Origin of the sequence: Shewanella sp. AC34-MNA-CIBAN-0136, assembly GCF_040309945.1 — a bacterium.
GTDB lineage: Bacteria > Pseudomonadota > Gammaproteobacteria > Enterobacterales > Shewanellaceae > Shewanella.
Window position 1 is genome coordinate 41,797 of sequence record NZ_JBEOPJ010000016.1, and the last position, 19,515, is coordinate 61,311.

Genomic DNA, 19,515 nt, shown 5'->3' on the forward strand with positions numbered 1-19,515 from the left:
ATAGTGAAGATAAAGGATAGACAATAAATAGCATAGTCGACTTATTGGTAACTGGTGTAGAACACAAAAAGAATTCATACTAGAATCAAACAAACTTAACCGATTAAAGGACCGATATTGCCAGTATCAACAGCATTAGTACTTGGAGGTGGTGGAGCCAGGGCGGCTTATCAAATTGGCGTATTAAAAGCGTTAGTGCAGTTTTACCCACGCAACCATAATGTTCCATTTGATATTATTTGTGGTACATCTGCAGGTGCTATTAATGCAATATCGATAGCGACCCACGCATCTTGTTTCCATTTGGCCATAAAAAAACTGGACTGGGTGTGGCGTCATTTTGAAACCCATAAAGTCTATCGCACTTCGATCCCTCAAGTGTTGAGACATTTGGGACGAATGGCAATTAAAGGTCTACAAGATGACAAAGTCAATACTGATGCTGGCAGCCTACTGGATAATCAACCATTACGAGAGTTGCTGAATAACCTTATCGATTTTAAAAGAATTGATCGTAATATTGGTAATGATGCACTCAAAGCTATCAGCATCGACTCATCATGCTACAACAATTCACGTTCATATACTTTCTATCAAGGTAACGAACACATTGATGATTGGCAACGTGCTAGACGAGTTGGTATTCGCAGTTTATTAAATACTGAGCACTTACTTGCAAGCTCAGCAATTCCAATGGTATTCCCATCAATTAAACTTAATCAAGCCTATTATGGTGATGGGTCCGTCCATCAATTATCGCCACTATCAAGCCCTATCCACCTAGGTGCTAGTAAAATATTTGTGATTAATTTAGACAGTCCACACAAACACTTTCCCATCGAGTTTGAATATCACCCTAAAACAGCAACAATCGCCGGACATTTATTAGATACCATTTTCTCGGACACATTGAACAGCGACTTAGAGCGTCTGCAACGGGTCAACAGCACCTTATCAATGATATCCCCACAAGACCGTGAAACCTTGAACTTGCGTCATATTGATACTTTAGTGATAAAACCTAGTCAAGATTTAAGCCGAATTGCAGAACGGTTCTATGATGATATGCCTTTTGCAATCAGAACTTTATTGAAATTATTTGGTATTAACAGACAGTCTGACTCGAGTATTGTGTCGTATTTATTATTCGAAAAAAGCTATACCACCACTTTGATTGATTTAGGTTATCAAGATGCAATGGATAGAATTGATGAAATAAAACAATTTTTCGATATACAGACTAAAGTTTAACCGTTAATACTCAAAATCTATGATATACCTATATATTAACATTAAGAATTAACATCAAGAATTAACATCGGGATTAATTGATGATAAAAGCGCGAGTGCGCTTTGGTTATCTATATTAAAGTCATCCTCGTCATACTGGTTTAGCTTGAGTCAAATAGACATGTTTTACATAGTCACGTTTATAAAAGTGAATATTATTTTAAATTGTTGATCATTCACTTGAGACACATAAAACCAGAACTGCCGAGCGTCACATTCGTAACAATTTTGTATCTAAAAGGATTTTAGATGAAAAATTTATGGTTAGTGATTATATTAACAATCGTCGGCTGCGGCCAGCAAGACACCTCGACTATAGATACAACTTCAAGTAGTCAAAACACTTTGCAATGGCAAGGTGTGTATCATGGTGTATTCCCATGCCCGAGTTGCGATGGAATGGATACCACTCTTGAACTAATCCAACCGAACCAATATACCATCCACACTATTCGTCTAGGCACTGATCCCAATCCTTATCGTGGCAGCGGAACATTTAAGTGGGATAAAAGTGGTAACATTATCATTTTAGATCGTGGACATATTTATCAAGTCTATTCCGATCACTTATATTTGTTAGATGTAAAATTTAGGCGAATTACAGGCCCAGACGCAGAGCGATATAGAGTCGATAAAATCGAAGGACTAGGTCAGCAAATCAGAATAAACTAACAATGAAGTATGACTCTTATAATCAAAGTACTGAAAGCTTTTTAATAACTCTTCGGAGCACAATTAAATAGATATTCATTGCTCATTAGACTGCCGTTGACGACTTTGCACTTTTCTGTGGAAACTGTGTTCACAAAAACAATGGTCAGCTATTTACCATTGGAGTAATGCAGGTAAGTGTACTTGGTATGAGTTTGCTCAAGAGATCAAAACACAAGGAATAGCGTTAGGCTTATTACCTCAATCAATTTATTTGCAGCCTATAACATCAGAACAATATACATCTATCGTTAATAGGCCCACTTTCAGTGTGTTAGACACCCGCTTATCGCACTCAATCTCCATGCCCAAACCTTGGCAACAACAATTAGCTCAATGCCTTAATGAATTGGTGCTTAGTAAAGTTTAATTATTTAAAGTAAAAAATGAATTGTCATATCAGTGTCATTTTTACGTGCAATAATTTTTACCATCAAGGATGAAATATTTCGCTTTAGCTTGTCATTAACTTTAGGTAAAAAGAGGCTGTACCAACAGAGGTACAGTTATCTGGAATGTTGAAAATGTCACACTCATTTGAATTTGATGAAGATGATGCGCCATGGGGCGATAACATCAAGGGAAAACCAAAATCGAAAAAAGTAAAACAGCGTCGCCGAGATACTAAGCGCCGTTACTTTGACGATAATGCAGAAATGGAGTTCGCGCCTGCTAAGTGGAAATAATTTAACAGAATTTTCTCATCAAGTTTAAAAAGCAAGTTGCCTGCAACTTGCTTTTTTGTTGAAAAAAATGGCCTTGAGAAACTCAAGACCATTTAAGTAAAGCGTTGGCAATATTGAATCAGTGTATTTCGATGTCTCTGAAATTGACCTTTTACAGATAAAATATGGTGGCTAACCCCAAAAAAGTAAAAAAGCCTACAACGTCAGTCACTGTGGTCAGAATAACTGAACCAGATAAAGCAGCGTCTTGATTAAAGCGCTGTAAAATCATCGGCACCATCACACCAGCAATCGCAGCAACAGCCATATTAACTAAAATAGCACAGGCAATAACGACGCCCATTATCGTATCGTTAAACCACCATCCGGCAATAATACCGATGACAATCGACCACAGCATGCCATTTAGCGCACCGATACCGAGTTCGTTTTTCATCAACGACATCACGTTACCAGCAGAAATCTGACCCATTGCCATACCGCGGATCATTAACGTTAACGACTGGCTACCTGCAATGCCACCCATTGAAGCCACAATTGGCATCAATACCGCTAACGCGACCACTTGCGACAATACATTTTCGAATAATCCAATAGTAGCAGATGCTAAAAATGCCGTGAGTAAGTTTATCCCTAGCCACACGGCACGACGCTTTGCACCCACCACTATCGGGGCGAATAAATCGTCGTGTTCATCCATACCAGCAGTTGCCATTAATTGTGCTTCGTAATGTTCACGCACTAATGCTGTAGCAGTTCGCAGTGTCATTCGCCCAATTAATATACCATCTTCATCGACAACCGGTAATTCAAGTTCGCGACTATGCTCAATGGCTTCGGCTGCTTCGATTAAAGATGAATCCGCAGAGATAACTCGGCTGTCATCCCATTTTAACGCCTGCAATTGAGTATCAAGATCCGCAGTTCTGAAAACGTCATAACGACGCACTGTACCTAAATATTTATCGTTTTTATCTACTAAAAATAGATGGTCATTACAATCTAAGTCAATTCGGCGAAAAAAGCGTTGTCCTTGCGCGACGGTAGAGGTAAGACTTAATGCCAACATCTGGTGATCAGCATAACGACCGATTTCATTTTCAGAATATTGATCATACAGTTCGAAGTGCTTACGTTGACGTTCACCCATCTGTGCTAATGCACGATCGGTAATGTTGTCAGGTAATGAATCACTCCATTCAATAAGGTCTTCAGGACTTAATTGAGAAAAGAGTAAGTCTAGTTCCTCATCTGGAATTTTCTTAACAATGCCTAAACGAGGATCGGCGCGCATTAAGTTTAGAACGTCTACACGCTCTTCAACATCGACTTGCTGCCAACGTTCATAACGTTCATCAAGTGGTAACGATTCTAATAATAAAGCAATTGTGCCTGGTTCTGCTTCAGTCAAGATTTCACTGAACATTTCGGCCTGTTCATCGCCTTCTGCTTCAGTTAACAAATGAACCACTTGACTGACATCAGCCTGTGGTTGTGAACTGGTGTCGATTTCATCTTCAGAACTAAGTTCGTTCTTTAATTCACTCATCAGCCCGCCCTTAATTCTTGATAGTAAAATATGCGCAACTATATTGAAATTGGTATTGATAAGCAAACAGATATATTAAGTTGCCAACAACTTAATTGCCAGCTAAGCATTTTCACATTATAGTTTATCTTTCATATAAAGGAGCATCACATGACCGCAGCTATTTACCCTATTTCCGTAAAAGACATTCAAGGCAATGATGTTGTTATGGAGAATTTTAAAGATCACGTTTTGCTTATTGTTAATACAGCAAGTAAATGTGGCTTCACCCCACAATACAAAGCACTTGAAGCACTATATCAACAGTATAAAGATCGCGGTTTAGTTATTTTAGGCTTTCCTTGCAATCAATTCGGCAAGCAAGAACAAGGCAATGAAGATGAGATCAGCCAATTTTGCGAACTAAACTTTGGCGTGACATTCCCATTATTCAGTAAAATTGAAGTCAATGGCAGTAACAGCCATCCGTTATATCAACATCTTAAAAAGTCTGCCAAAGGCCTTTTAGGTAGTGAGTCAATAAAATGGAACTTCACTAAGTTTTTAGTCGATAAACAAGGAAACGTGATTGAACGATATGCACCAACAACAAAACCAGAAGACCTTAACGCTGTCATTGAAAAACTGCTTAGATAGCCATAGCCTCTATCGTGTAATCGAAGGCTGATAATCAATGAGAATGGCTTTGGGTGATTGATGTCATGATAATCACCCTGCTTTTGCTCACGGCTTAGTCAGTTCCTGGTAAGTGAACATCTAAAGTCTGCCACATTTTCATTTAACGATATTTTCGAATAGAAGTACTCAAACAATGGAAAACCGTTAGAAAAAGTAAACTCTTAAGCCACTGAAAAATAATCAGTATAAAATTAATCTCACTATTTTGATAAAAGAATTCATTTATATTGAACTTTTAAACCATTAGGCACTCCAACTTAGTAACAGTGATATTCACTTTTGTTCATCATCTCCCTGGGACTTCTAGCGCGGTCCCCTTGATCGCTAAGTCGATCGATAGGCAGTCATTTGATTGCCTTTTTTTATGTCTGTTGATTGTACAACGCAACTAGAATGCGTTGCATGGTCTAGCTTAGGTCTACCCTAGTGATGTGTTTTCTATATAGGGAAGCTCATCAACATAAGATCATAACCAGCTAACTTCACCGCATTGGCTTGCTCTCAACACACAGCAATGTGTCAATGCGCCCTATTATCGTAAATAGGCAAGTAGCATAAATAGGCAAAGCAATATTAGCCAAGTTTGATATTACCAACATGAAATAAAACCATTCTCATCGATTTATCCCAGCTATTATTAAGAGATGGGGGCTAACTAGCACTGCGCATGTTTATCACTACACCTAAATAGGTGATGTCGTTTAACTCACAGTAATTAAGCTAATGAGTTTCGCTAAGTCGATTTCGATATTGGGTAACCTGGTCTGGGAGCTTGAAAATAATTTTGTAAAACCCGTTTTTAGGCTCTCGAGACAGCAGATGTTATGCCACGATAAACGTCATTTACATAGAACCACGTGCAACTACCAATGATGAGTAAAACCCACTGATTATCTATTTTTAAATTTTTTCATTATTTAATGAACTATTCTAAAGAGCACTAGTCAGACTATATGTAACAAGTAAGAACATGTACTCGCTAAGCGTCTTCCTCCAACGTTTTAGTGTGTATCCAAAGGTTTGATTACTGACTTTTGTATTTGCTTGTCGCGACAGTTTTATGTTCATCATCATCCCTATTTGGGGAGTATTAACACGCTAGCGCACTGTTAATCACGACCCACAAAGAACGACTTAGGCAACCAAATTGGTTGCCCTTTTTTTAGGTTCATTTTGTGTTTTACACAAATAAAACCAAAAATAGCATCATCATCGATATTTACCGCGACCATATACAGAACCGATAGCTTACTTGAGTACACCTCAGAGCTATAATACCAATCTCATTAAATATCTGATCAGTTCAGAGTCTCTCAGGTTTTTTAATTCAAGGCGCATTGATGTAGAAATGGCTGTTCCCTTTTAAATCGATGCAACACAGAAGTGGAATACCTGAGAGACTCCTTTCTGGCGGGTTTCAAAGTACTTTATGCTTCGTTAGATGTTTTCAAAATAGAATCACTATTCGCTTCAATCATCTGCCTTGCCTACAGCACTTTGAACTCCCGCTGAAAGATCACATATTTAATAGGATTGGTATAACTAGCATAGTGATAAATAAGCACTTAATTATAAAGACTTTGATAAACTATAATATCGAGTTTCGGTTCATTTAAATGCCATTTTTAGCTCTTAAAAACCTAATAAATCCTTCGAAAAACCAGCTAAGAAAACAAAAAACCTTGCTCTCACAAAATAAATGTAAAAAAATTATTTTTATTGTGAACTTTCCTAATTACGCTTGGTCTTATTTATTGTACGAAGAAAATGTAGTTTGAAGTAAGTGCAGCATAATGAGTTAACCTCCTCTCCCGGAGTTAATTGATGACACTGCTTAGTGATTTATCCTACTTACCTTAAGCTTCAGTTAGGATTGAGTTACTGCTACACCGTTTTAATGTTTATTGTTCATCATCATCCCTATTTGGGGAGTATTAACACGCTAGCGCACCGTTAATCACGACCCACAAAGAACGACTTAGGCAACCAAATTGGTTGCCCTTTTTTTAGGTTCATTTTGTGCTACACATAAATAAAACCCAAAAGCCTCACCATCGATATTTGCCACGGTCATATGCGTAACCCATCACTTACCTGAATTTACCTCGGAATCAGAATAAACAACTGATTAAAAAGCATTTATAAAAACAAAAAATCAAGTTTAGGTTAACTCTAATGCTATTTTTAATTAAAAAAACGAAACCTTTTCCAGGGAAAATCGACCATATAGATCAAAAAAAATTACTCTCACAAAATAAATTAAAAAAATTCATTTTCTTTGTGAACTTTCCTGATATCACCCGGTCTTATTTATTGTACGAACAAATATGTAATGATTAAAATGTAGTTTGAAGTAAGTGCAGTATGATGAGTTAGCCTTCTCCCCCGGAGTTAATTGATGACACTGCTTAGTGATTTATCCTGCTTACCTCAAACTTCAGTTAAGATTGAGTTACTGCTACACCGTTTAATGTTTATTGTTCATCATCATCCCTATTTGGGGAGTATTAACACGCTAGCGCACCGTTAATCGCCCCCCACAAAGAACGACTTAGGCAACCAAATTGGTTGCCCTTTTTTTAGGTTCATTTTGTGCTTTACATAAATAAAACCCAAATGCCTCACCATCGATATTTGCCACAGTCATATGCGTAACCCATTACTTACTTGAGTTCACCTCAGAATAAAAAAACTTAAGTGCCTAATTACGATAGCTTAATAATCTATATTATCGAATTCAGGTTAACTCTAACGCTATTTTTAATTAAAAAAACGTATCCTTTTCCCAAAAATATCGACCAAAGGGTTCAAAAAAGTGACTTTCACAAAAATAAATTAAAAAATTTCATTTTCTTTGTGAACTTTCCTGATATGACCCGGTCTTATTTATAGTACGAACAAGTATGTAATGATTAAAATGTAGTTTGAAGTAAGTGCAGTATGATGAGTTAGCCTTCTCCCCCGGAGTTAATTGATGACACTGCTTAGTGATTTATCCTACTTACCTCAAACTTCAGTTAAGATTGAGTTACTGCTACACCGTTTTAATGTTCATCATCATCCCCATTGGGAAGTTTTAACACGCTAGCGCACCGTTAATGACAACCCGGAAAGAGTTATTTTGGCAGCCAATATGGCTGCCATTTTTTTTGTCTTTTTTTGATGTAAAAGGTCATAACATTTTCTTGTTAAAAATTGAGTAAATTATCTAACTGAATTTGCAATGAAGGATGATAACCAGCACGAGCTTTTTTATAGATTTCAGCTAATTCTTGTTGATAACCAGCAATTTGTAATTCAACAAACAAAGGTCTAACAAATTTACCTCTGCCGATGCGGCATAAATAATCACTTAATGCTGGTAATACAGGATCATAGTGATTACGGATGGCAACGCGATACCAATCACACGCTATTTCGGCATTGGGACTGTTTGTTAATGTAAAAGTATCATCTAAATCTAATAACGTGGCTTGGCTTACCATTAACGGTAATTGAGTCAGAAAATACTGCCAGTGATGAACTCGCCACTCACTCACCAACAACTCACTTGCTGAAGCGCCTTTGACAATAGCTTCCACAGCCAAGTCAACTTTATCCAAGCTGCTTGATGTAGGGCCTTTAAACCATATTGGTAATCCTTGCCCGTATACCCACTCATTGAGTTCTGGCAGGGTTAATTTATCGTGATGTTCCACCAGCAATGTCTGTTTTACATAATCAATGAATGTTTCGGTAGTAATCGCGCGAAACGAAAAATGCTCAACATACTGGGATAGAAAGCTATCGAATGCAGGCCGGCCTAATCGGCTTTCAAGTTCATGAACAAACATCGATGCTTTATCGTAGGTAAACCGATTAAATGCCAGATTAGGATCTTGGTCTTGGACATTGGCGGGTAGAGTTTGGTTGACTAAGGGAGTCGATTCCATTTCCTCTTGCAAACGTCCGTACTCGATAACCCATTCGAGTTCTGCCTGCTCTTTACCATAAATAGCTTCAACAATACGATTGGTAAAGTAAGTGGTAAATCCTTCGTTAAGCCATAAATCTCGCCAAGTCGCATTGCTGACTAAATTACCTGTCCATGAATGGGCTAATTCATGAGCAACCGTGGACACAAGACTTTTATCCCCAGCAATTAGCGTGGGAGTCATAAATGCCAGCATAGGATTTTCCATACCACCAAAAGGGAAACTCGGTGGCAAAACAATCATGTCATAACGCCCCCAAGCATAAGGCCCGAGTATGGACTCTGCCATTAAGATCATTGATTCAGTATTTTCAAATTCTTTAACTGCAGCAGCAAGCATACCGGGTTCAGTATAAATACCACTTCGAGGTCCAGTGGCTTGAAAGCTTAACTCTCCAACAGCAATGGCTAATAAATGTGTTGGAATGGGTTTGCTCATGCAAAAGGTAAACACACCATTATCTGGCAATTCAGGGTTATTTTCAGCACTCATTACCACGCGTAAACCTTGCGGAGCGGTAACTGTCGCATTAAAAGTTATGCGTGCTTTTGGGGTATCTTGTAAAGGTATCCAGCTACGAGCATTAATGGGTTGCGATTGGCTGAACAGGTAAGGCAATTGTTTGCCTAAGGTTTGTTCCGGAGTAAGCCATTGAAGCCCCTGGGCAGTTGTTGATGTACGATAATGGATGACCACCTCAGTTAATCGTTCACCCACATCAATAACCAGCTTTTGACCCAATATGGCATTCACATCACTCACATAATATGACAACACATTAGCGTCGCTGTCGGTGATACCTTCTATGATCAAGTCTCGGCAATCTAGCACTAATGAAAGTGCAGCCATTTTTCGGGTAAACTGCAACCGGGCAACGCCATTGAGTTGCTGCAAGTCAAAATTAACCACAATATTAAGTTCAAGATGATGCACGCATAAAGCATCAGTATTGGCACTTGAATGGTAATCGTGTTGTTCGTTCCATTTTGCAGTCACAAAATATCCTTACAAAGGCAATAAAACATGAAATCTAGCAAAGATAATAGCATTAGCATCACCAAAAATATGCTGTAAAAAGCCGCATTAATACCGAGTCACTCAGAGTAACAACGCTTGTTAATTCAAGGCATATAGATTTATTAAGCAGCAAAGTTAGCTCTGCACTTCCAACTTTCGTTTTATGCTGCTTTGAACTTAATGGAGACTATCGATCAATACCTTCACATTTAATGTCTACCGCTACATTGATATCTGGATTTTCTACTCAAATTTATTTTAAATAAAAATAAGTACTTTTTTGCATTCAAGGGAACTAACTGAAAAATGACTAGTCTGAATATATGAACCGAATTTGCATTACTTTATTAACAGCTAGTAGCGTTTTTTTGTTCATCATCATTCTCCTATTTGATAGTAGTAACAATCTATCGACAGTATTGCCCTTAGCAATAGCAGCAACCTCTTAGTTAGGTTGCTTTTTTTATCTTTTTTTCAACGAAAAAAAACAAAAAAGGCCTCAAAGAGGCCTTTTTAAGTTTACGGAAAGTTCGCTAATTAAAGCTTGATACCTACTTTCTCTAAATCTTTAGTAATTACAGATGTTGGTAATGGAACATAACCATCTTTCTCAACAATTTGTTGACCTTGCTTAGACAATACGAAGCGTAAGAATTCACGATCCATTGGCGTTAGGTCTTTGTTAGGATGCTTGTTCACATAAACATATAAGTAACGTGAAAGTGGGTAAGTACCGTCGGCAGCATTCGCAGCTGTGGCTTCGATAAACTTATCACCCTTCTTAGAGATAGCGACCGCTTTTACACCAGCAGTTTTATAACCAATACCTGAATAACCAATGGCATTCAATGACTGTGATACAGACTGAACAACTGAAGCAGAACCTGGTTGCTCATTTACGTTTGGACGGAAATCGCCTTTACATAACGCTTTTTCTTTAAAGTAACCATATGTACCAGACACTGAGTTACGACCGTAAAGCTGAACATCTTTTGCAGCCCAGTTACCATCTAAACCGGCATCACCCCAACGGTTAATTTCTTTACCGCCACACTTATGTGTAGAAGAAAAAATCGCATCAATTTGTTCAATGCTTAAGCCTGTTATAGGGTTATCTTTGTGTACGAATACAGCTAACGCATCGATTGCAACACGAACTGCCGTTGGCTGGTAGCCATAATGCTTTTCAAACGCTTCAACTTCATTAGGCTTCATCTTGCGGCTCATTGGGCCGAACTGAGAAGTTCCTTCAGTTAACGCTGGTGGCGCAGTAGAAGAACCTGCCGCTTGAATTTGGATATTAACGTTAGGGTAAATATGTTTGAACTCTTCAGCCCATAACGTCATCATATTTGCTAATGTATCAGAACCAACAGAAGACAAGTTACCAGAAACACCACTTGTTTTTTCGTATATTGGTAAAGTAGGGTCAATAGCAGCCATTGATGCTGCTGAGAATACGCCAGCGGCTGTAAGAGTAATCGCGCCGACAAGTTTGTTCAGTTTCATTTTAATGCTCCAGAATTAAGCGTACTAAGTTTTTAAAACGTAGTCAGTATCGACCTCATTGATGACAAGTCTATGACATTGACATGACAGTTGTGTGACACCAGCAGTAAAACTGTCTTATTTGACAAAACAAAAACAAAGCCAATGAATATCAACAACTTAATGGATATAGGTAATAAGAAATTATTTAGTACAATAGATAAACACCCACTAAACACATTACAAACAAGATAATTACGGCTTAAAATTATAGCAATAACGCTACATTATGACATTCATCATACCGGTTTAATTGATGCAATTTATGCAATACCAGCGATTGATTCAACGCCATCTCTCTAAGACTAATTACATTAGTGCTCCTCAGCGGTTTTGAACTGATTAGCTCATTATCATTAGCAATTTGAACTGAGGAGCAGCAATAAAAAAACAGCACGTATGCTGTTTTTTAAGGATTGAAAATCTAGATGCTAGCTATTGTCGAACTAACAAGTGCGCTGGAATAACAAAGCTGAAGATACTGCCTTTGCCATACTCACTTATCACCTTAAGCTCACTGTGATGATGGTTTAAAGCATGTTTTACAATCGCTAGCCCCAAACCACTGCCGCCAGTTTTACTTGAACGGGCATTATCTACTCGATAAAAGCGTTCAGTTAAGCGGTTAATATGTTGTGGAGCGATACCCACTCCAGTATCGGTCACCGAAAACAACGCTCCGGTTGCAACACTTTTCCAATTAACCGAAATCGTTCCACCAGGAGTGGTGTAACGTATTGCATTTGAAATCAAGTTGGAACAAGCACTGCGTAATTGCAATTCATTACCATGGGTATTCAAACCGGGTTCGCAATTAAACACTAATGTATAGTCGGTGCCAGCAAGAGCTTTGGCTTCTTCTTTAAGAATTTCCATCATCAATGACATATTGACCGTTTGCGATAAATCAATATCAACCGCGTCTTCAATGCGCGACAGTGCCAATAACTGTTCAACCATCGACTGCATCCGAGTCGTCTGTTGCTGCATCAATGATAGTGGTTTGTGATTAGGAGAGTCTGCATCTTCCATGGTTTGCATAATTTCTAAATACCCCTGTAATACTGTCAATGGGGTCTTAAGTTCATGGGAAACGTTTGCCACAAAATCTTTGCGCATACCCTCTAACTGATGAATTCGGGTGACATCTCGAGCGATTAACAGCAATTGTCGATCACCATAGCTCATTACTCGAATTTCAAGTAAACGCTTATCGGACACGGGAGAAGGGATTTCTAATGGTTCTTTGTATTGTGCTTTCTTTATATAAGTCGAAAAATCAGGATGGCGAATAAGGTTATCAATTCTCTGACCATTATCCTGAGGCCAAACAAAGCCTAAGATTAACTGAGCGAGCTTGTTACACCATAAAATATTATGTTCGGCATCAAGCACTACAGCCGCATCAGGCAAGGCCTCAGCGCCTTGACGAAAACGGGCTAACAACGTAGCTAACTGACCCACTCTTCGTCGATTCTTGCCCTGCAGGCGATATATTCCATTGAACACGCCCTCCCAACTTCCCCGCCCTTGTGGAGGCGTAAGCTTTTTATCTTTCCATAACCAGAAGTTTAAACGAGTAATTTGACGATAATGCCACACAAGTAATGCAATCGAGCCTAATAGCATAACGATAACAACTTGATTGAATAAAGCGCCGATAAGCATGAATAAAACAAGCAATATAGCTAACCGGAAAAATAAACGATATCCAGAGTACGAGATAAACATAGGCTACCTAAATACGAAAGTAACGCCGCCAACACATTCAGTGCCGTTACTGATTATTAGGGCTAACGAGGAACCACAAGATAGCCTAAATCGACTATTATGGCTAGACAGCGAAAAAAACAGTTTTTAAAAAGCTCTGCCTAGCATGGCAGAACTTTTCGAGCCGCCAATACGAATTACATTCTGGTTGAAAATCGATAACCAGCACCACGAACAGTTTGGATCAATTTATCATGTCCACCCTCTTCTACGGCTTTTCGTAAACGTCTGATGTGCACATCGACAGTTCGATCTTCAACATACACATTGGTGCCCCAAACGTTATCGAGTAACTGCTCTCGACTGTAGACTCGCTCAGGATGGGTCATAAAGAAATGCAATAAGCGAAACTCTGTCGGTCCCATATCGAGCACGGCGTCACCAACGGTCACTCTGTGACTCACAGGGTCGAGTTGTAATCCTTGCACATCAATAGTTTCTTCTAGGCGCGTTGGTGCGCTTCTGCGCAAAACGGCTTTAATTCGTGCGACGAGCTCTTTAGGTGAAAAAGGTTTAGTTATATAGTCATCAGCGCCCACTTCAAGGCCTTTGACTTTATCTTCCTCTTCTCCACGAGCTGTCAGCATAATAATCGGGATCTGACGCGTAAATTCATCTTGCTTTAACCGTTTAGCTAATTGGATGCCACTACCACCAGGGAACATCCAATCCAATAAAATTAAGTCAGGGTATGGCTCTTTAAGCAACTCAATTGCTGAATCAAAATCTTCAGCTGCAGCTGTCGTAAAACCATGTTGATCCATCACAAATGTCAGCATCTCACGGATTGCTGATTCATCTTCTACTATTAATATCCTAGCTGTCATATTGGGTTTCTACGTTAATTTGCCACGAGACTATTATTGGACACTTTTGTTACAGATTTATGATCTAACAGCTGATTCTGGCATTAAATACGCCTTTCTGTCATAAAAAATTCATTGCTGTTAATGCCATGTAACAAAAAAAGGGCCTAAGCCCTTTTTAATTGATTGAAGATTTAACCATCACATGATGACTGGTTTAGAACTTATGTTCGATACCAATACCAACATAGCTATCATCTTGGTCATTTGAATCAAACGAGTTGGCTGTGTAGAAAGCAAATAGTTTAGTTGGTTTACCTAGCTTGTAGTCAGCACCTACAGACCATGAATCGCCTTTGTTTTCCATGTCGACATACTGAGCTTTTAGTGTCACATCATTGATGTCATAAGCTGTACTTAATAAGAAACCGTTATCTGTTACACCGCTATCTATTGCTTCTTGTTGCTGGTACATACCACCAATAACTAAGCCAGCAACTTTACCTTGAACCGTTGCACGTGCAGTGTCATAACCTTTTACTTTTGAATCATAAGCAATCGCTGCATATATTGGTGTACTTTTAAGACCTGCATCACCGTACATTACAGCCATGCTCACACCATCTTCACCAGTTGTATTGTCACCAACAACTTGGTCTGAATCGCCAGATGCAACATACGTTACACCCGCTTGAAAATCACCAAACATAGGTGTGTAGTATGTCGCAGTTTGCGCCATACGATTTTCACCTTTGAACATATTTTTTACGTCACCAGATAAATCGTTAAACTGGTCAACTTTACCTTGAGATACTTTAAGGATAGTGTCGTTACGACCTACAGAAACGGCACCAAAGTTACCTTTTAAACCAACAAATTGGTTACGAGCTAAAAAGTTTTCTTTGTCATCATCACCGGTATTAACTTCGTATTCGATGGTGTAGAAAGCTTCTAATGATTTGCTTAACTCGAACTCACCGGTTACACCAAAACGTGATGCATTACTTTGAATAGTTGTTTCAGTTTCATCATTAACATCATTAGACTGTGCTGTAACATTTAATTTTCCATAAACTTGTAGAGGATCTGCCGCATAAGCACTTGATACTAAAGAGGCTGCCATTGCAGAGGCTAATAGAGTTTTACAAAAAACATTCATCATTTCATCCTTTCGACGCATATTTCGTCATGGTTATTCTGGGTTAGTGGTATCGGAACGAGCAGAATTTTGCCTTGCGAATGTTTCAGAAATATTGCAATGCTTGATTAAAAATGAATATTTGCCATACCGAACCAGATTATTGCGCAGTAGATCTAGCTACAGCGGTGGTTTCAAGGAAGTTTTGGGGAATGTGACAATTTGATGAATTCTAACCCTAGTGACGACAGCGGTCGTATTATTAGTGTTTTTTTGTAGGTTTACCGCTTTGCATCTATCCCGTAAACTGCAGTAACTTATTTTTCCTGTTAATTAATGAGAGCCTTCTATGTGGTTTAAAAATCTCACCCTGTACCGTTTCAACAAACCTTTTACGACAGATACCGAAACGTTAGAAAATGCCTTAGCTGATTTCACTTTCTCTCCTTGTTCAAGCCAAGACATAAGCAAGTTTGGTTTTTCTAATGCCCTAGGCAAAAAAGGCCAGGCATTAGTCCATAGTGCCGAAAATCGCTATCTAATTTGCGTCACGAAAGAAGAAAAAATTCTCCCAGGCCAAGTCATCAAAGAAGCCTTAGATGAAAAAGTGGCAGAGATTGAAGAGTTAGAAAATCGTAAAGTCACTAAAAAAGAAAAAGACACCATTAAAGACGAAATCACCACAACATTATTGCCTCGTGCATTTTCTCGACGTAGCCAAACTCATGCACTCATCATGCCTGAGCTAGAAATGATTTTAGTTGATAGTTCTAGTGCGACTAAAGCGGAAGAGTTGTTGGCACTGCTTCGTAAAGCGATAGGTAGCTTACCGGTTATCCCGCTAAGTTATGCCACACCAATCGAATCAACGTTAACGCAATGGTTGCAAGCGGGTGAAGCACCGGCGCCATTTGAAATGCAAGATGAAGCCGAGCTTAAGTCAGACTCTGATGAAGGCGGTATCGTTCGCTTTAAACAACAAGTGCTTCAAGAAGATGAAGTGCTTGCCCATATTGCGACAGGTAAGCAAGTGCACAAATTGGCATTGCATTTTGGTCAGTCGATTGCTTTTTTAATGCAGTCTGATGCCAGTATTAAACGACTTAAGTTTTCTGAAGAGTTTAGAGCAGGTAGTGATGACGTTGGTACCGAAGATCCATTAGCACGTTTAGACGCTGACTTTGCCTTGATGGGCAGTGAATTAGTGGCTTTCGTCAACGCGGTAAATCAAGCATTTGGTCCTTTAGAGCAAAGCGTTTAATACCATAAGGGTATCCCATGAAACTTTACGGTAGCTTTACGTCTCCCTTTGTTCGGCATTGCCGAATAGCCTTATTGGAATCAACATTAGATTATCAATTTATTGAAACAGATCAGGCTAGCAGCGCAACGCTATCCCCTACAAAACGGGTTCCTTTTTTACACGATGGAGAGTTATCGTTAACGGATTCAAGCGCTATATTGCGCTACATCCGTCATAAGTCATCAAAAACGTACCTTGATACCGTGGTAGAACTTGATCAGTTTTGCATGATCAACACTGCTCTAGACAGTTCAATTAACTTGTTTTTCTTGTCTCGTGATGGCGTTGATATTGAACGTTTTGATTACACAATCAGACAAGCACAACGCATTAACGCAACACTAGCTGAATTTGAAAAATTCGAACTACCGCTATACGGACCGTTTAATGATGTGCAATTGCGTTTAGGTTGTTATTTAAGTTGGGCGGTTTTCCGCCAACGGATTGATATCGAAGATTATCCAAAACTGAAAATATTTTTAGCCACAATAGAAAAAGAGCCATTTTTTATCGAAACAGCTCCTCCGGCGTAACCATCATACAAAAATGCCCTGTTCTCAGGGCATTTTATTTATCATAACGGCTCGCATCTCAATACTGAATGACATATTCAACCAAGCCACTTCAACATGCTCGTTTCAAAGCCCCGTAGGATAACTGAACAAGGCAGTGATTGAAGAGAATTAATATCACTATTCTTAGAGCGCTGGGCTGCTAGGACGCTACGCGGCTAGATTCTATAAAAGCAGACAGCACAGCGAAGCTGTCACAACCGCTTGAGGTAGCAAGCGGTGACGAGCGAAAGGGCGATAACAAGCCGCGAGACCGCTTTATCCGTGAGCGCAGCGTTCGCTTGTTATCGTTTCTGAAGCGTTACTTCTCCACATGCTGGATCCTGCATTTCAAGGTCGTTTGGGGATATGCAAATCAACATTTTAGTCAGTAGTATTAATCCACTCACCCTTGTCATCAAACGGCCATTCAACCCCCAACCATGCTTTATAAAACGCTTTCTGCGCATCAGTTACCTTATCTACGGATGCAATTGATAAGTCACCTTTAGGTTGTTCAGTCAGGAGTAAACTCACTTCTTTTAAACGCTCATCCCTGAATATGCTTAGTTTAATCGTATCACCAACATTAAAATCATTAAGACGTTTAGTTAAACCATCCGCGGTAACCTTTAAACCATTAACAGCAACAATTTCATCTCCGGCAGCAACACCAGCATTCCAAGCTGGGCCATTTTTTAGCACACTCGCAATAATTAAATCGTTATATAAGCCAGACAACATCATTCCGGCATCTACTTCTGTTTTAGGAGATTGACCATAAGTGGTGATCAAACCAGCATGTGCCAACAAGTCATCAAAAGATAAAATAAACGGTTGGTTTACATATTCAGCCCACCACGACTGGTAATCTTTACCAGAAAGGTTTTTCAAAATAGATTGCACGTCCGCGACGTTATAACTTAATGGAATTTTATATTGTTGATAAAGCGCTTTATGGACATCTCTATATGAATGAGCAAGTTGCGTATCGCTTAGCAAACTAAAATCAAGTGCCATTGAAGCCAAGTAACCTTCAGAGTAAATATTCACACTGTGATTAACCGCATAATCGCCCCAAGTGCTACTCCACTGGCCTAAACTGGCTTCTGCGACAGATTGGACTTCACGACCTGGGTTATGTTGATTAAGCACAATACGCTGACTTAAATCGTCAAAGAACTCTTTGGCGGTTATCACTCCTGCGCGTAACAATAACTGATTTTGGAAATAACTGGTGGAGCCTTCAGCCATCCACAGTAAATCGGTCATATTTTCCGACTGATAATCATACGGAACCAGCCCTTGAGGTCGGTAAGCTTTAACATTCCACGTATGAATAAACTCGTGCGAGGCGGTACTGATAAAGCGTAAATAATCTTCGCGTTCACGAAAATTAAATCGTGGTAATTGGATAATAGTAGAATTGAGATGCTCTGTTGCGCCACGAGCACCGCTGGTTGCATGCACCATGTACACATATCGTTTAAATGGATAATCAGGCCAAATAGCCGATGCCTGACCACTGATTTTGGTGAGATCTGCTACAATTTTTTGAGTATCGTAATTACCTTCGCCCCAAAATACCACGTCGTAATCACGACCGTCAGCCTCAAAGCTGACATGTTGGTTTATGCCTGTTTCTATCGGTGAATCAACTAACACATCATAATTGGCCGCTTTAAATGAATGTGATGTGCTGCCTTTATCCATGCCAGAGTAACTTTTCCAACCTTCAGGAACTTCCATGTTGACCGTAACGGGTTGCTGACGAAATGCAGGGCTATACATAAATACACCACTGGCATCTAAAAAAGCATGGCTACTATCAATGTGACGTAAACGATCACCAAGCTCATTGGCATGTAATTGATATGTCACCTTCACCGATGTAGGTTTGGTTAAGGCGATTTGCCATTCGCCACTGGCAGTGCGTTTCCAAGGTAATGATTGTCCTTTACTGTCGGTCGCATTAAACAACCTTACGCCATCTGCAACGGGTAATACTTGATAACGACCTGTTCGCCATACCGGTAAATTGACCGTTAATACATCCGAATTGGTTTGAGGGAATGACACACTCACTTGGGCTAAATGGTGTGTGGGTTGGTTAATATCGATATGGTAATCGACATCTGCAAGTGCAGGCATTGCCCAACTCATCGAAAAAATAGCACTGCTGGTTAAAATTGCAAGAGAAGTAGGTTTCACTCTAGGTTCCTTCTGGTATGATTCTATTGTTTTTATTTTAAATTCCGAACAATTATAACGATCTAGACTCATTAACACAGTGGCAATTTGCAATTTAATGGAAAACACCCGGTGAGAACATCTGACCCAGGTAAATTTATTTATTCATTCCACGTAAAAATGAAGTCCACGTTAACTAACACTATAAAAGGTATCTCTTACTATGCTGCGATGTTTTCCTCTGGTCATATTATGTTCGATACTATTAAGTTCAGTGGTTTCAGCAAGGGATATTGAGCAGCAA

General features: G+C 39.2%; 14 protein-coding genes. 7 read left to right on the forward strand and 7 right to left on the reverse strand.

Annotated elements, in window-relative coordinates; all coding sequences use genetic code 11:
• Positions 1-117 precede the first annotated feature (117 nt).
• The 4 genes from AAEY94_RS15570 (at position 118) to AAEY94_RS15585 (ending at position 2,687) form a co-directional block, all read left to right on the forward strand.
• The gene (locus AAEY94_RS15570) at positions 118-1,251 is read left to right on the forward strand and encodes a patatin-like phospholipase family protein (RefSeq protein WP_101086528.1); all 1,134 of its coding nucleotides are present in this window, start codon (positions 118-120) and stop codon (positions 1,249-1,251) included.
• Between the two features lie 288 nt (positions 1,252-1,539).
• Positions 1,540-1,962 carry a copper resistance protein NlpE gene (locus AAEY94_RS15575; protein ID WP_335692444.1) on the forward strand — a complete coding sequence of 141 codons (423 nt, stop codon included), beginning with the start codon at positions 1,540-1,542 and terminating at the stop codon, positions 1,960-1,962.
• Between the two features lie 124 nt (positions 1,963-2,086).
• Positions 2,087-2,371 carry a sugar nucleotide-binding protein gene (locus tag AAEY94_RS15580; RefSeq protein ID WP_350979230.1) on the forward strand — a complete coding sequence of 95 codons (285 nt, stop codon included), beginning with the start codon at positions 2,087-2,089 and terminating at the stop codon, positions 2,369-2,371.
• Between the two features lie 154 nt (positions 2,372-2,525).
• Entirely contained in the window at positions 2,526-2,687 is a 162-nt protein-coding gene (locus tag AAEY94_RS15585; RefSeq protein WP_041413129.1) for a hypothetical protein, read from the forward strand.
• 151 nt (positions 2,688-2,838) lie between these two features.
• Here the strand turns inward: AAEY94_RS15585 and AAEY94_RS15590 are convergent, their stop codons facing one another.
• Positions 2,839-4,236 (reverse strand): magnesium transporter, encoded by a 1,398-nt coding sequence (locus AAEY94_RS15590; protein WP_350979202.1) that lies wholly within the window; start codon positions 4,234-4,236, stop codon positions 2,839-2,841.
• A 150-nt stretch (positions 4,237-4,386) separates the two neighbouring features.
• Here AAEY94_RS15590 and AAEY94_RS15595 point away from each other — a divergent pair, with 150 nt between their 5' ends.
• On the forward strand, positions 4,387-4,872 hold the full coding sequence (locus AAEY94_RS15595; protein ID WP_182744738.1) for a glutathione peroxidase: 486 nt from the start codon (positions 4,387-4,389) through the stop codon (positions 4,870-4,872).
• A 3,230-nt stretch (positions 4,873-8,102) separates the two neighbouring features.
• Here AAEY94_RS15595 and AAEY94_RS15600 read toward each other — a convergent pair.
• From AAEY94_RS15600 to AAEY94_RS15620, 5 genes are all read right to left on the reverse strand, one after another.
• The gene (locus AAEY94_RS15600) at positions 8,103-9,884 is read right to left on the reverse strand and encodes a M1 family metallopeptidase (protein ID WP_350979203.1); all 1,782 of its coding nucleotides are present in this window, start codon (positions 9,882-9,884) and stop codon (positions 8,103-8,105) included.
• Between the two features lie 558 nt (positions 9,885-10,442).
• A complete protein-coding gene (locus AAEY94_RS15605; RefSeq protein WP_101086502.1) occupies positions 10,443-11,414 on the reverse strand; it encodes a PstS family phosphate ABC transporter substrate-binding protein in 972 nt (323 codons plus the stop codon).
• A 474-nt stretch (positions 11,415-11,888) separates the two neighbouring features.
• On the reverse strand, positions 11,889-13,184 hold the full coding sequence (gene phoR / locus AAEY94_RS15610; protein ID WP_162023578.1) for a phosphate regulon sensor histidine kinase PhoR: 1,296 nt from the start codon (positions 13,182-13,184) through the stop codon (positions 11,889-11,891).
• A gap of 176 nt (positions 13,185-13,360) precedes the next feature.
• On the reverse strand, positions 13,361-14,050 hold the full coding sequence (phoB, locus tag AAEY94_RS15615) for a phosphate regulon transcriptional regulator PhoB (protein WP_011638217.1): 690 nt from the start codon (positions 14,048-14,050) through the stop codon (positions 13,361-13,363).
• A gap of 196 nt (positions 14,051-14,246) precedes the next feature.
• Positions 14,247-15,191: a porin gene (locus tag AAEY94_RS15620; RefSeq protein WP_101086500.1), complete on the reverse strand. Its 945-nt coding sequence runs from the start codon at positions 15,189-15,191 to the stop codon at positions 14,247-14,249.
• Between the two features lie 325 nt (positions 15,192-15,516).
• Between AAEY94_RS15620 and rdgC the strand changes: the two genes are divergently transcribed.
• Together rdgC and AAEY94_RS15630 are read left to right on the forward strand one after the other, a co-directional pair.
• Complete coding sequence (rdgC, locus tag AAEY94_RS15625) at positions 15,517-16,428, forward strand: recombination-associated protein RdgC (RefSeq protein WP_101086499.1); 912 nt, start codon at positions 15,517-15,519, stop codon at positions 16,426-16,428.
• 17 nt (positions 16,429-16,445) lie between these two features.
• Positions 16,446-17,003, forward strand: coding sequence for a glutathione S-transferase family protein (locus AAEY94_RS15630; RefSeq protein ID WP_162023579.1), 558 nt, complete (start codon positions 16,446-16,448; stop codon positions 17,001-17,003).
• Between the two features lie 402 nt (positions 17,004-17,405).
• On the opposite strand, the gene AAEY94_RS15635 is transcribed toward AAEY94_RS15630, so the two are convergent.
• On the reverse strand, positions 17,406-19,232 hold the full coding sequence (locus tag AAEY94_RS15635) for a M61 family metallopeptidase (RefSeq protein WP_350979204.1): 1,827 nt from the start codon (positions 19,230-19,232) through the stop codon (positions 17,406-17,408).
• Between the last annotated feature and the right edge of the window lie 283 nt (positions 19,233-19,515).

What these genes read in the sequence shown, in the direction of transcription:
- phoB (WP_011638217.1), bottom strand. Translation starts at nt 14,050, where the DNA reads ATGACAGCTAGGATATTAATAGTAGAAGATGAATCAGCAATCCGTGAG.
- phoR (WP_162023578.1), bottom strand. Translation starts at nt 13,184, where the DNA reads ATGTTTATCTCGTACTCTGGATATCGTTTATTTTTCCGGTTAGCTATA.
- AAEY94_RS15630 (WP_162023579.1), top strand. Translation starts at nt 16,446, where the DNA reads ATGAAACTTTACGGTAGCTTTACGTCTCCCTTTGTTCGGCATTGCCGA.
- AAEY94_RS15605 (WP_101086502.1), bottom strand. Translation starts at nt 11,414, where the DNA reads ATGAAACTGAACAAACTTGTCGGCGCGATTACTCTTACAGCCGCTGGC.
- AAEY94_RS15585 (WP_041413129.1), top strand. Translation starts at nt 2,526, where the DNA reads ATGTCACACTCATTTGAATTTGATGAAGATGATGCGCCATGGGGCGAT.
- AAEY94_RS15575 (WP_335692444.1), top strand. Translation starts at nt 1,540, where the DNA reads ATGAAAAATTTATGGTTAGTGATTATATTAACAATCGTCGGCTGCGGC.
- AAEY94_RS15595 (WP_182744738.1), top strand. Translation starts at nt 4,387, where the DNA reads ATGACCGCAGCTATTTACCCTATTTCCGTAAAAGACATTCAAGGCAAT.
- AAEY94_RS15590 (WP_350979202.1), bottom strand. Translation starts at nt 4,236, where the DNA reads ATGAGTGAATTAAAGAACGAACTTAGTTCTGAAGATGAAATCGACACC.
- AAEY94_RS15620 (WP_101086500.1), bottom strand. Translation starts at nt 15,191, where the DNA reads ATGATGAATGTTTTTTGTAAAACTCTATTAGCCTCTGCAATGGCAGCC.
- rdgC (WP_101086499.1), top strand. Translation starts at nt 15,517, where the DNA reads ATGTGGTTTAAAAATCTCACCCTGTACCGTTTCAACAAACCTTTTACG.